The organism is Stieleria bergensis (genome assembly GCA_007745635.1).
GTDB classification, from domain to species: Bacteria; Planctomycetota; Planctomycetia; order Pirellulales; family Pirellulaceae; genus Stieleria; species Stieleria bergensis.
Window position 1 is genome coordinate 721,282 of record CP036272.1, and the last position, 12,747, is coordinate 734,028.

General features: G+C 55.0%; 7 protein-coding genes. 6 read left to right on the forward strand and 1 reads right to left on the reverse strand.

Annotation, left to right across the window (positions count from 1 at the left end):
* Positions 1–696 precede the first annotated feature (696 nt).
* From ltrA to SV7mr_RS02240, 6 genes are all read left to right on the forward strand, one after another.
* Entirely contained in the window at positions 697–1,980 is a 1,284-nt protein-coding gene (gene ltrA, locus SV7mr_RS02215; RefSeq protein WP_419187499.1) for a group II intron reverse transcriptase/maturase, read from the forward strand.
* A gap of 922 nt (positions 1,981–2,902) precedes the next feature.
* Positions 2,903–4,201 (forward strand): DUF1559 family PulG-like putative transporter, encoded by a 1,299-nt coding sequence (locus SV7mr_RS02220; protein ID WP_145268815.1) that lies wholly within the window; start codon positions 2,903–2,905, stop codon positions 4,199–4,201.
* Positions 4,202–4,287: 86 nt separating this feature from the next.
* On the forward strand, positions 4,288–5,466 hold the full coding sequence (locus SV7mr_RS02225) for a DUF1573 domain-containing protein (RefSeq protein WP_145268817.1): 1,179 nt from the start codon (positions 4,288–4,290) through the stop codon (positions 5,464–5,466).
* 56 nt (positions 5,467–5,522) lie between these two features.
* Entirely contained in the window at positions 5,523–7,655 is a 2,133-nt protein-coding gene (gene pilM / locus SV7mr_RS02230; protein WP_419187987.1) for a pilus assembly protein PilM, read from the forward strand.
* Positions 7,656–7,855: 200 nt separating this feature from the next.
* Positions 7,856–10,033 (forward strand): DUF1559 family PulG-like putative transporter, encoded by a 2,178-nt coding sequence (locus tag SV7mr_RS02235; protein WP_145268821.1) that lies wholly within the window; start codon positions 7,856–7,858, stop codon positions 10,031–10,033.
* Positions 10,034–10,715: 682 nt separating this feature from the next.
* A complete protein-coding gene (locus SV7mr_RS02240) occupies positions 10,716–12,020 on the forward strand; it encodes a DUF1559 family PulG-like putative transporter (RefSeq protein ID WP_419187988.1) in 1,305 nt (434 codons plus the stop codon).
* Positions 12,021–12,098: 78 nt separating this feature from the next.
* Here SV7mr_RS02240 and SV7mr_RS02245 read toward each other — a convergent pair whose 3' ends face one another.
* The gene (locus tag SV7mr_RS02245; protein WP_145268825.1) at positions 12,099–12,680 is read right to left on the reverse strand and encodes a HEAT repeat domain-containing protein; all 582 of its coding nucleotides are present in this window, start codon (positions 12,678–12,680) and stop codon (positions 12,099–12,101) included.
* Between the last annotated feature and the right edge of the window lie 67 nt (positions 12,681–12,747).

Consider the following 12,747-nt stretch of genomic DNA (forward strand, 5'->3'; position numbering starts at 1 on the left):
CGCGCAGGAATCAGCGCGCCACCAGCCGACCCTTCCGCAAGCGGGACGGTGTTGCTGATAGGGCCATTCGTTGCCTGAACTCTCCCGCTTGCGGGAGAGTCGAGCCTAAGCGAGGTGAGGGGAGTGCCGGGATAAAACCGGATTGAGATAGGGAATGAAAGTGTCCTACGTAGAAAGTCTAGCCAACTGCTATGGCCTCCATCGGAGGTGCAGAGAGGGTAACCGATCTGTGCTGAGCGTCCGACAAGGGGGGAAACGCAGGCCAGCTATTGAGCTCCGAAATCTGAACTTCCGTGTGCCGACCCGGTCCCTCTATGGGGAAGGCAACACCGATGGGTTCGTCATTAGGCGAGAACCCATCGGACACGGCGGAGTCACGAGAACCTGCGCATGCGTGGAAATCTCAATCGCGAGAACCGGGAGATCCGATCGGCCACTGGCAAGTATCCAGTGCGGGCAGCGAACCGTCCAGCGGGAAAGGCTGCCATGAACGCTGATCGGAAGTCGGATGAGTCCATAGTACTGCCGACACAGGCGAACAACGCCGGAACTGAACCGGCCGCGGAGTCTGTCGAGGAAAGGGACTCAGCCAAGATGAGCACCTCGCAGCACGATCGACCCCGAACTTCGAGTCGGACCAAGCGTCGTTCTCGCGGGCTGCTGGGTGTGCGCGAAACAGCGCGGGACTGTCCTGCGTTGAAGTTCGAGAACCTGTTGCATCACATCAACGTTCCCCTGCTGCACGAGGCCTTCGATGATTTGAAGAAATCTGCCGCAGCGGGCATCGACGAGGTGACTTGGCAGCAGTACGAGCAAGACCGAGAAGCCTCGATTGAGGCTCTACACGGTCGTATTCACCGGGGTGCCTACCGAGCGAAGCCCTCCAAGAGAATCTACATTCCCAAAGCCGATGGCCGGCAACGTCCGATCGGCATCACGGCCCTGGAGGACAAGATTGTCCAAAAGGCAACCGGGTGGGTCATGCAGTGCATCTACGAACAGGATTTTCTCGGATTCAGTTATGGTGGCCGTCCTGGTCGCGGCGCTCACGATGCACTCGATGCGTTGTGTGTCGGTGTGAGCAGCAAAAAGGTGAACTGGATTCTGGACGCCGATGTGAAAGGCTTCTTTGACAACGTGGACCACCAATGGCTCATGAAGTTCATCGAGCATCGCATTAGCGACAAACGGATTCTCCGTCTGATCGGAAAATGGCTTCGAGCCGGTGTCAGCGAAGACGGTGAGTGGTCCAAGACGACGGTGGGGACTCCGCAAGGAGCGGTGATCTCGCCGCTGCTTGCGAACATCTATCTTCACTATGTGTTGGACTTGTGGATCGACCACTGGCGAAGACAGCGCGGCCGCAAGGACGTCGTTGTGGTTCGGTACGTCGACGATTTTGTGATTGGGTTTGAGAGCAAAGCTGATGCTGAAATGTGCCTGGAAGCACTCCGGGAACGTTTCGGTAAGTTCGGCCTTGAGCTTCATCCCGAAAAGACTCGCTTGCTCGAGTTTGGTCGTTATGCGATCGAGCGTCGATCTGAGCGAGGAGACGGTCGACCGGACACGTTCGATTTTCTCGGTTTCACGCACCGCTGTGATACCAGCCCAAAGACGGGGTGGTTCATGATTCGCCGCGAGACGATCGCGAGCCGGATGGCTCGTACCCTCTCGGCAATCAAGGCGGAGCTTCGTCGTCGGCGACACCAGTCAGTCGGCCAACAAGGTCGGTGGCTGGGTAGTGTGGTCCGCGGCTGGCTGGCCTACTATGCCGTCCCAGGCAATGTGAGCCGCCTACGTCGATTTCGAGACGAGGTTAGCCGACTATGGTTGCGTACGCTTTGTCGTCGCAGCCAACGGCATCGCTGGCCTTGGCCTCGCATGAAACGGTTGCTGCTGACCTACCTCCCTCACGCCAAGGTACGCCACCCGTATCCAGATCAACGATTTCGCGCCCGAATCAAGGCAGGAGCCGTATGAGACAACACTCAAGTACGGATCTGTGCGGGGGGCGGCCGGAAACGGCCGTTCCTACCGTGACTGAAGTGGTTGGCAACGCCAACCGCAGGCAGCCACAGCAAAACCCTCCCCGGCCGGCCATTGAGACTCTCGATGCTGCCGCCTTGCAACTCTGCACACTCACCAGCATGCCACCAGCCGCCAACCGGCCGACCGCTGGCGGGGACGGTGTTGCTGCAAGAACCGTGGCGAACACCACAACGCCTCGGTCCACCATCCGCCACTTACGCGAGAGATGTTCAGATTTGATGAAGGCAGTGTTGTTGATGTATGTGCTTCCCGGCAGCGCTGGTGGTGAGCAACAGGTGGAAATGAAGCTCCATCGGTGTGATTGCAAAGGAATGATGAAGAGTCAGAAGAAGGTGATTGTTTGCAATTGAATCCCTTTCATTCCTTGGTTGAATACGCACGTCGCCAGGAATGACAGCCAGACGACCAAGCTGAAAAGCTGCTCAAACGCCACAGGGATTGTGGTTCACGAGAGACCAGCCTGCTTGGCAAAGCAGTCAATCCATTGGTGGCCGCCGTGACGCGTGCGGATGGTTTTGCGTCACCCGGTCATCAGGCCAACGAAAGAGAAACACGGGTTAGGAAGATTCATTTCTGAACCCAGTGAATGGTACGTCCCCGAGGCACGGAGCTTGACATGCGAGTTTCCGTTGCCAAAGGAAGGCCAACGATTTGATTTGATGCCCAAGGCAGTTGCCGTTGCAGCGGCGAGTGTTGGAAAGGTGTCAAACGCGTTCCGAGCAAGCATTGACCTAATCGTGAATACGGACGCGGCAATGAGTTGGTTGAGAAGAATTTAACGTTTTACAAATTTTGTTACACAGGCGGTGTGAGTTGCATCGCTTTCCCCTTTGAATCCTTTAAGGAACTCAAAATGTCGCGTTCGCGCAAATCGGGTTTTACCCTGATCGAGTTGTTGGTGGTTATCGCCATCATCGCTCTGTTGGCCGCTCTACTGTTGCCAGCGATCACCAAGGCACGTGAAGCAGCTCGTGCAGCACAGTGCCGCGCCAACCTGAAGAACATCGGTGTTGGTCTGTACAAGTTCTCTGATCGTGACCCACAAAAGCGTCTGTGCTCAGGTGCTAGCGATTACCGTCGCGACGGCTGCATGGACACTTGGGGCTGGGTTGCTGACATCGTCAACGCTGGCGACGGTAACATGAATGAGTCGCTTGACCCTTCGAACCCTCTGAAGGGTTCAGAGAAGTTGAATGACTTGCTCGGTGGTACCGCAACCACACTTCCTAAAGAGGAGGCCCCAGCCGGTCGCTTGGTGGACGGTATCTGTGGTGCTGATAGCTTTGCTAGTACTAACGGAAACGGTGCCACGACCGACGGATTTGCTCAGACTCCAGCGAGCACTGCAGAACGCGCTGACTTGCTGGCTCGTGCGATCATTCAATCGGGTTACAACACGAACTACGCTGCTGGCTGGCACTTGGTTCGCAGTGGCTTGAAGGTCGGCTTTGATAATACCGCCACGCCTACCGCTCTGATTGCACCTGCAGGTGGTTCTGCGAAGGGGCTTGCCGGATCTTTGGGGCCACTGAAGATCGCTGTTCTGGATAAGAGTCGCGTCTCTTCCAGCAACATCGGCTTGATCGGTTGTGCAGGTGCTGGCGACATCGACGAAGCCATTCTGGATTTTACCTTGGCTATCGACCCAGCTTCTCCCTTCGCTACCGATGTGACGGAGCAGACCTTCATCGAAGCTGGCTCATTGCTGACCGAAGCGTTCAACGACGGTCCTGCTGCTTACAGCACCACGAATAACCGAATTCAGTTGATCGATGACGGTTGGGTTTTGAATGCTCAGCGAGACTGTGAAAAGGGTAACCCAACAACGACTGAGTGCGGTCCCTACGTAGTTGCGGCCGATCCTACCGACGTGACTAGCCAGCAGTTCTACAACCAGGACACACGTGACTGGTTCGCCATTCACGCTGGTGCTTGCAATGTCCTGATGGGCGATGGTTCGGTCAAGGTTTTCTACGACGTGAACTCCGATGGATACCTCAACCCAGGTTTCCCAGTTTCAAATACTTTGACACCCGCTGATTACGCTGAAATCGGTTACGAGTCTGATGACGTTGAAATGACCAAAGATCAGTTCTTCAACGGACTGTTCTTGGACGAGACCTACTTCAAGGGTACGTTCGAAAGCTCCTGATCACCGCTTTTGATTTTGACGATTTAGTCTGTTTCCTCGTGCCCGCTTGCGGGCGCGAGGAAACTTTATTTGATGAGAAGACAACGATGAACCTCCGCCGTTTACTTTGGATCGGTCTGACGCTGCTTGTGTTGGTGCCGATGGTCGGGCTGCTTGTGATGTCCGTGACCTACAAGCCCTATGGCGTTTCGGACTATCAACGGCCGAAATACGAAGAAGCTCTGCGGCGCATTCGAATGCGAAAAGAGGTTGCTTCGGTCGTCGTTGAAGGGAAATCCCCGCAAGCGTTTATGGAAGCAACCACCCATGACTTCGGACGCGTTGACCCGCACGCCACGATGTCACACAGCTTCACAGTCGAAAACAAGGGTGAAGCGCCGTTGACCGTGGAGCTTGGTCAAACGAGCTGTAAGTGCACCGTCGGCAAATTGGCCGGCGGAGGTCTGTTGTTGCCGGGTGAGTCCACTGAAGTGACTCTCACTTGGAACACAGGGCTGCAGGCCGAAAGGTATCGGCAGACCGCGCAGCTGATCACAAATGATCCCCAGCGCAAGCTGATCCAACTGGCTGTCAGCGGTACCGTTCGTGCTGAGCTTGTTGGCCCGGAGAGCTTTGCATTCGGCACGGGGGACTTGGGCGACATGATCGGCTCTCGCGGAGTGTTTTACAGTCAGCTATGGGATGACTTTGAAATCGTCAGTGTCAATGGTGACACTGAAGGGCTTGACTGGTACACCGAGCCAGTGAACGTGTCCGATGCCGAACTGGCCGGAACCGAAGCCAAGTCTGCCTGGCAACTGCATCTGTCTCGGAATATCAGCGAGACGGGTAGCTTTGAGGGTGAGCTGACCCTGGTGTTCCAGCCTTCGACCGGAGGCGAATTGATCGAGCGAGAGGTTCGGTTCAGTGGTCATAGCCGGAAGCCGATTTCGTTTGTGCACCCCGACCTTGATTCGAGTTCTGGATTGGACATTGGAACGATCTCTCAGGGCGCACACCACGAATATGCGATTTTGGTTCGGCAGCGTCAAGAATTGACCCGCAGTTTAGAGGTTCTGGATTTTGAGCCCAAGGAGCTCAAGGTCAGCATGGAGTCAGCAGGTGTGGACGGTGTGTATCGCCTAGTGATTCAGATTCCTGAGGACAGTCCCAGGTTGATTTTCAATCGTCCCGACAAGCGCGGTTATGTGCAGGTCGGTGATCCAGAGGATGAGAAGTTCCAAAACTGGCTGCCCATCACTGGCGCAGTCATTGAAATGCAGTGAATGCCGGTGGCTTTGAAGGCTGCTGATTTAGTTGTTGACTTGAGATGACCTAGATTGTGATTACAAATACTTCGACTGTAACCTGTGGTGCCTGTTCAGCAGAGACTTCAGCTGACGCAAAATTTTGCTTGCAGTGTGGGCATGGGCTGTATGAAAACTGTCCAGAATGCAGCAAGCCAGTGGCATTGACTCAGCCATTTTGCAGCCACTGTGGTCAGAACCTGATTGAGGCGATCGAGGCCAAGCGGCAGCGTTTTGAATCCATGGTCTCACAGGCTCTCAGTTGCGCCAAAGAGGATGATTTTGAAACCGCGACCAGTCTGCTTCAGGGACTCGCCGCGAACAAGGATTATCGGTATCGCGAAGTCGTTGAGTTGGCAGCGGAGTCACTCGATAAAATTGCGCAGATCGCGGCCGCTCGTGAAAACCTTGCCAACGAGTTAATGCAGCGGGCACAGCCAAAGATTGATGCACAAGATCATGAAGCTGTCGTAGCGATTCTTAAGAATGCACCGATGCGTTTGCTGACCAAGGAAATGCTGGAGTCGTTGCGGTTGGCCCAGGAGTTCCTCTCGGGGCAAGTCGATTCACATGAGTTACTGAAAGACGCGTTGAACCGTCGTGACTGGATCGCGGCTGGCCCCTTGCTTGACCACCTGATGGATACGTTGTCGGAAGGCGAATCACTGCACACGTTGGCGGTCGGGGTGGCGAATAAACTAACGAAAAACGCCAAGCAGAGTGTTGCGGACGGGCGTTACCAAGCTGCGATCGAAAGTTTGAAAGCGGTTCCAAGCACATCCGGCGTTGAAGAGTTGGCGGAGTGCCAAAAGACAGCGATCAAGATGCAGCAATGGATTGACGATGTGCTTTGGATTCGAAAGCAACTCGAGGATCAGCCTTTTGACACACCTGTATTAGGGCGTCTGGCCAAGCGTTTGCAAAAGCTAGAGCCAAAGGTTCCCGATCACGCCCAGTCGGTCCAGCAGATTGCCGCTAACTTGAAACAAGGCAAACGCCCAGAGCATGGGATCTTGCCCTATCGAAATGGTCCGCCCGTTTCCAAGCTGGGCGGGGAGATTGAGTTTCTTTGCCGGCTGAACTGCGTTGATTATGGAGACCTTGGCAACATTGTCTCCGCGGGCGCTCAGATGAATGTGGCATTCGGTCTCGCGCTGCAGGGTCTGGGAGTCGGTGATATCAAGTCATCGTTCGGGTCTCAGAAAGGGGTTTTCAAAAAGCTGCTCGCCAAAAAAGTCGAGTCGGCGTGGGGATTTGACGTCGGTTCAGCAACAGTCAAAGGTGTTCTGCTTGCCAAAGAAGGTGATGCACTTGTTGTAAAAGACGCATTCTTCAAGGAGCTTGACGCTCCCACTTGTCGGGCCGGAAGCGAAAATCCTGACGCGGGATTCGAGACGCTTCAGGCCGTGCTCGAGCAACGTGAAATGGGTGACACGCCCGTTTGGTGCAATCTGCCGTCGGACAGTTTGATCAGCCGATTCACGCAACTTCCTCCGGTCAACGATAGCGTGGCCAAGGGGTTGGTTGAACGTGAGATCAATGAGCGGTTGCCGATGGACAAGGATGACCTTTATCTCAGCACCTACATCGCTCCGCACGATGAAAACAGTAACCTGGGTCGGTCTGCCGGGATCGCAGCGATTCGCAAGGTGGTTGTCGATGAACGGCGACAGAAACTGAGTGACTTGGGCGTGAACGTTGGTGGGATGCAAGCAGATCCACTGGCGCTGGCCAACCTGATCTCTGTCGAATACAAGACCCTGTGGGAAGGTGGCGATGAGGAGGATCAACAGCCGCTAGAGAAACTGCCGACGGTCGCAGCATTGCACTGTGGGGCCGCTGCAACTTCCTTGTTGTTCGTCACCAAGAACACTCACTGGGTCTGGACTGTCCAATTTGGCGGCGAAGATTTAACAAGTGTCCTGGCTCGTAAAACCAAACTTACAAAAGCGGATGCCGAGGCCGCGAAACGCAAGCCGAGCACATTGGCGCATCCTGGCGATGCTTATCCCGTTGTTGAAGATCGAGTGAATTCGTGGGTGTCTTCGCGATTGAACACCCTGATTGACCAAGCACAACGTGAGTTCGCTTATTTTGATGTGCAGCATGTTGTCGCCAGTGGCGGGGCCTCGATGACCCATGGTTGGGTCCACGCTACCTTGATGTAGCGTTCTTGTCATGCTGCGAACCGAACAGGGATCGTCTGTTCAATGAGCGGCATGGATTGGTTTCAAAATCAAAAGAACTCTCCCGGCAGCCGATTGCCGTGATGTCATAAAAAAAACTAGTGTTCCCCTCTCGCTTGCCTCTATCAATCAGTGGCAGGCATTACCTGTAACACTTTCGAACAATAGTGTCTCAACCGACCATGAACGTTACAAAAACAAACACAAGTCCTGGGACCCGTTGTCTCGCTTTCAGCAGGCAGGCAGTCGCGCTGTTCATCATCGTCACGGTGGTTTGCGGCTGTGGAGGGCCGAGTACCGAAGATCTGTTGTACAAGTCGGCTAGACGGAAACGCGCGAGTAGCGAAACCGACAAAGCCGAGAAGAAGCCTGAGAGCCCAAAGGAAGTTGTCTCTGAAGCAGTCAAGCCCGCTGAACCGGAGCCCCAACCAGCGGAGGTTCCCTCGGCACGGCTGAGCATGAAAGAGGAATCGCCGGACGAGGCTGTTGGGACCGAAGAACAGGCTGCAGGCTTAGGGGTGGAGCAAAAGCCGACTCCCGCCCCAATCGAAGAGCGCTGGAAAGAACTCAAGCTCGGCGAAGCTCAGCAAAAAAACGAGTGGGCGTATCAAGGCCTGACATCGATCGGCCAGGCGATTGAAGCTTGCAAGAAGGATCGGAAATTTGCTTTGGCACACAAGAACAGTGTCGGAGTGGAAACACTTTCTTGGCGAGTGTTGATTCTTCCGTACTTGGGCTATCAGGAACTCTACGACAAGTTTGATTTGGAGAAAGCTTGGTATCTGGAACCCAACAAATCGCTCTTGAAGCACATTCCCAATGAGTTCGTGTCGCCGGAAAGAGGCGACACCAAAACAAGTTTTGTACTGCCTGTTCAAGAGAACTATATGTTTGGTCGTCTGGCGCTCCGCTTCCCTAGAGATGTGAGAGACACGCCTGCGGAGACCATCATGTTGATGGAGGCCAATGATCAATGGGCGATTGAATGGAGCGCGCCAGGTGACTTTGATGCTGGTCGCGAGCCGCGCAAGCAGTTGAAAGGGGTTCGAGCTGGAGGCGTGTTTGCGCTTTGGGGCGACGGGACGCCCTTCCTGTTGTCTGACTCAGCACCGTCTGGCGTCCTGAATAAGGCGCTCGAGTACAACGAACAGCAACCCCCGATGAATGCCCAGCTGCAGAAACCAATCCCTGTGGGAGCGATGATGGCAGCAAGCACGGCCTCCGATCAAGAGACCATCGATCCGGACATGGAGTCACCAGGCGAGGTTGCCGTTCCGCTTGCGGAAGTCGAGATTCCTGCACTTGAAGTTCCGATTGATTTCAGCGATCTTGCGCGGAAGCCGGTCCCCAAAGGTGTCGCATTGCAAGCTGCCTCGGAAAAACTTCGGACTGTCTTCAAGGAGGATCTTGATGGTCTTAAAACCGACGAAGATCGTTCCGAATTCGGTGCGGAGTTGCTTGAACATGCCAAGATCATGGACGAACTGCCTGCAGAGAAATACGTCGTCTACATGGCTGTTGAGGGACTGGCAATTGAGGCCGGTGATGCGGAACTGCTGATCGACGCCCTGGATCAACGCGTGGCACACTTTGAACTCGATCCCTATGAAACGAATGTGGAGCGTCTGGCCGAATTTGCCGGAAAGCATCTACTAAGCAGCAAGGACGAGATCAACGGACCCGAGCAGTATTCAGCACGTGCACTGCACGTGATGCTTGCTGGCTTTAAAACCGATGACTACGGCCGTTCTCAGCGGTTGATCCGGCTCGTGCGACGCTGGTATTCCCATGAAGACTCCCCTGACACGACCGAGAAGATTGATCGCTTGCGAAGTCTCCTCGGAGCCGCCTACCGAGTGTACGAAGACTCAAAAGAGTCGCTGTCGACGCTTCGCATTGACCCCGACAATGACGAGGCCGCTCAAGTCGTTGGCCGATTTCTTTGCTTCTTCAAAGCTGATTGGGAAGCAGGGCTGCCACTGTTGGCTAGGACGACGAACGAGGATCTTGCCAAATTGATCAAGGCTGACATCGCCAACCCGACTGCGGCTAGCGAACAGCTCGAATTAGCCGATCAATGGTGGACGATGGGGGACAGAACCACCAACGCGTACCGTCAAGCCGCACGGGACCGTGCGAAGCACTGGTATGTGATCGTACTGCCGGAACTGAAGTCGGGGCTAGATCGGCTGCACGTGGAGGGCCGGTTGCAGGAACACAGCAAGGCCGCTGCTTCGAGCCCCATCACGGTCATGCGCGAGTTAGCAGATGAGTTTGATGTTGACTTAACGTTACCTCTCGCAGCGGTTATTCGTGGAACTTCCACGAGCAAGTCACGCGATGACAAAGATCGTGATTGAGTGACGGTCGCTGGCCCGGTCATGCGGATCCAATCAAGCTGACCCAATCGCGTGACCACTATGATGCGAAGGCAAGCTGACAGTGTAAACCAGTGTCCGCTTCGGTGCCGTACGCCAGGCGGCCTAGGCTCTAGCAGGTAGATCATCCTCGGCAAATTCCACCGAGCGATGGTTCGCGATGATAAGATTCTTCATGCTGCTGTGGTCTGTCACACACTCGCAGTTGTTTTTGAGATCAAGAGTGCCAGTCTATTGCCAGGACCTGATGCGCCGGAACAGGACGCGTTCGCTAAGATACTGTGAAGTTCAGGATTCAAGAAGAGTGACAACGCGGAAGTAGTGCGTTGGAAAGTTGGTCGGGGCTGGTCTTGGTGATCGAGTGAGCGAGGTATGGACGTTCGCGTTCCCCATCGGCGTTTGCGTCACCATTTTTCGGGAGTTTTGCCTGTGAGCTATCTCTCGATAATGATGCTTTGCGATGTGTGATCAAGTGACAGCCTTCGGGCCGCGTCTGCCGCGGCGGCGCCCCTGTTGCCGATAAATGATCTTCATCTTTGCGACCGTGGGCTTTCTCGCCCCGCAAGGTTTTGGCAATTTGCTGCTTTACGCATCGACGAGATCCGTTAGGATGACTCGCATGTCAATCGATTTTAAGTGTTCATGTCGAATGGGGACGGGTTGCATGGTTGGGCTTCAAAAAGGGGCATCTCACGGTCGTTTGCGATCTGGGTTCACATTGATTGAGTTGTTGGTGGTGATCGCCATCATTGCCTTGTTGGCAGCGCTGCTGTTGAGTGGAATCACGCGGGCGAGAGAAGCGGCACGCAAGGCGATCTGCTCAAGCAATCTGAGGCAGGCGGGATTGGCCTTCTCATTGCGTGCCGATCGAGATCCCGCTACGGCTCTGTGTTCAGGTGCCTTCGACTATGAACGCGAAGGCTGTTCTGATCGCTGGGGCTGGGTCGCCGATGTGGTCAATTCCGGCACGGGTAGCCGAGGAACCTTGTTGTGTCCGACGAGCCCTTTGGCCTTTAGCGAGAAGGTGCTGGAGCTCTACGGCGTCCGGACCAACGACGGCTTGAATGATCTAACGGGGAACCTAACGTCGCGCTATGAAGACGGGATTTGTGGAAAGGAATCGTGGAAAGAAGTCAGTGGTTCCGGTTCCGCGGCAGATGGCTTTGCCAGGACCGAACCCGAGACCGACGAACGCCAGCAGTTGGTCAGCCGCTATTTCTTAGGCGGTGGATACAACACGAATTACGCAGCCAGTTGGTTTCTGATTCATGCCAAGCCCCGTATTCGTTATGAAGTTGGTACGGGGCGGATTCGCACCAACGGCCAGGCAGCCCAGCAAGGTTTGCGTGGACGCCGTGAAACGCTTGGGCCACTGACACAACGTTTTCTGGATCAATGCGAACGTGTTTCCAGTCAGATCATGTTGCTGGGTGATGCCTCCGCCGGCGATATCGACGAAGCCATTTCGCCGGTCACCTTTCAGACCCAAGACACCGACATTTTTGCACTGGGGGATTCAGAAGAGCGTGTCTTCATCGACGGCGGAACATTGGGGGCAGAGTCCATCAGCGAAGGTCCGGCGTACTATCACCGCAGCCAAGAAGTGATTAAACGCATCGGGTCCAATGGCTCTCGACTAGAAGCTCAATTGGCCTGCGAAGTGGCGGGCAACTGCGATCCACCGATTCGACGTTCTTCGACTTTGCACACCTACATGCAATCCACCTTGGCTTGGGTCGCGATTCACGCCAATTCAGCGAACTTCCTGTTTGCCGATGGTTCGGTCCGCTCTTACAACGATCGCAACGGGGATCTTTATCTCAATCCCGGGTTCCCAATCCCTGATGATCTGGATGAGAACCAATATGCTCAGTTAGGTTACCGAGATGGGACCATTGAACTGCCATCGCCGGAGGTGTTCAGTGGCGTGTTTCTGTCGCCCAAATCCATTAAGGGCGTCCACGAGTAACGTCTACAATCACCGGGTTGCCGCCAGCGACGTGGATTTGAAATTCGGCCCGGACGGCAACTCCGGTGCATTGTATGGTTAGCCAATCCTTGTGGCCTGCAAGCACTTGCTCGCAGCTTCTCGCACGATTTTGCTTCGGTCTGCCACTGCCCGGTGGAGCAACTCAATGATCTCTGTATCCGCAGCATTGATTGCGGATGCTGCCATGACGGCAGCCTTTCGAACCTTGGCGTCTGGGTTAGAGAACAGTGGTTTCACTTGATCGAGCGCATTGTGTGCTTCGGAACCAATGAAAGCCAATGCTCGAAGTGCATCCCGACAGCACTCCGCGTCACTCAACGCTGATGCGAGAGGACCGACGCAAGCGTCCGGGATCGTGTGTGCAATCTGGCCAAGTGCAAGCACAGCCAATCGTCTCGTCATCGAATCGTCTGATTCAGTCAATTCCGCCACGCGTGGAGCCGCTCGGGCGGCTGGTGTCCCAATGCGAAATAGAGCGCGTAGCGACTCGTGCGTGATCAGCGGGTTAGTACTGTCGAGCAATTCCGTCAATTGGGGAACGACCCGGTCGGCGTCAGGCTGCGACCATCGGCAACGATAAAGCATCGCCCACTTGTCGGCGTTGACTTCATCGAGGACAGCCTGCTCGTCGTTGATCATGCTTGATTGGCTAACCTGTTTCCGGAGCTCACGATCGAGTGTGTCGCCGATCCACCGTTGAAGCAGG